We start from the raw sequence: 1213 nt of genomic DNA on the forward strand, positions 1-1213 counted from the left end.
CGCTGCACCATGGCCTTTGTTCTGGCCGGCGGCCGCGGCAGTCGCCTCCTGGAACTCACCGACAAGCGGGTCAAGCCAGCGGTGTACTTCGGCTGCAAGTCACGCATTATCGACTTCGCCCTTTCGAACGCCCTCAACTCGGGCATCCGCCACATCGCTGTTGCCACTCAGTACAAGGCTCATAGCCTCATCCGGCACCTGCAGCGGGGCTGGAACTTCTTCCGACACGAGCGCAACGAGAGCTTTGACATCCTGCCCGCCAGCCAGCGCGTCTCCGAGATGATGTGGTATGAGGGCACCGCGGACGCCGTCTACCAGAACCTCGACATCATCGAGAGCTATGGCCCTGAGTACATCGTGATCCTGGCTGGCGATCACATCTACAAGATGGACTATGAGATCATGCTCCAGCAGCATGTGAGCCAGGGGGCAGATGTTACCGTCGGGTGCATTGAGGTACCCCGAGGTGAGGCGAGCGGCTTCGGGGTCATGGCGGTGGATGACGAGGACCGCATCATCTCGTTTCTGGAAAAGCCGAAGGACCCGCCCGGCATGCCCGACAAGCCTGAGATGGCGCTGGCCAGCATGGGCATCTACGTCTTCACCACCCGCTTTCTGCTGGATCAGCTCAGACGCGATGCGGCCGACCCTGGCTCCAGCCGTGACTTCGGCAAGGACCTCATCCCTTACCTTGTCACCCACGGCAAAGCGGTGGCCCATCGTTTTACAAGCTCCTGTGTACGATCATCGAATGAGGCTGAAGCTTACTGGCGGGATGCCGGTACACTGGATGCTTACTGGGCAGCAAACATCGACCTCACCGAAGCCACGCCAGGCCTGGATCTCTACGACACCTCTTGGCCGATCTGGACCTACTCCGAGATCACCCCTCCAGCAAAGTTGATCCCGGATGAGGCGGGTAGGGGTGAGGCCGTCAATGCTATCCTGTCGGGCGGCTGCATTATCTCAGGAGCCACCGTTCGGCGCTCGCTTCTGTTCACCGGCACCCGGGTTCATCCCGGTGCGCACCTGGAGGATGCGGTGGTGCTGCCCGGGGTCGAGATCGCCCGCTCGGCTCACCTGACCAAGGTCATCGTTGATCGTGGTGTTCGGATCCCGGAGGGGTTGGTGGTGGGAGAGGATCCTGACCTGGACCTGCAACGCTTCCGGCGCACCGAGAGCGGCATCTGCCTGATCACACAGCCTATGATCG

The 1213-nt window shown here is 61.3% G+C and carries 1 protein-coding gene; it reads left to right on the forward strand.

All coding sequences use genetic code 11. The features are described from left to right. Positions 1-1213, forward strand: a 1213-nt coding sequence (gene glgC, locus JKG68_RS32445; protein WP_202066550.1) for a glucose-1-phosphate adenylyltransferase, incomplete at both ends; no start/stop codon positions are given.

Source organism: Microvirga aerilata, from assembly GCF_016743775.1.
Lineage (GTDB): Bacteria > Pseudomonadota > Alphaproteobacteria > Rhizobiales > Beijerinckiaceae > Microvirga > Microvirga aerilata.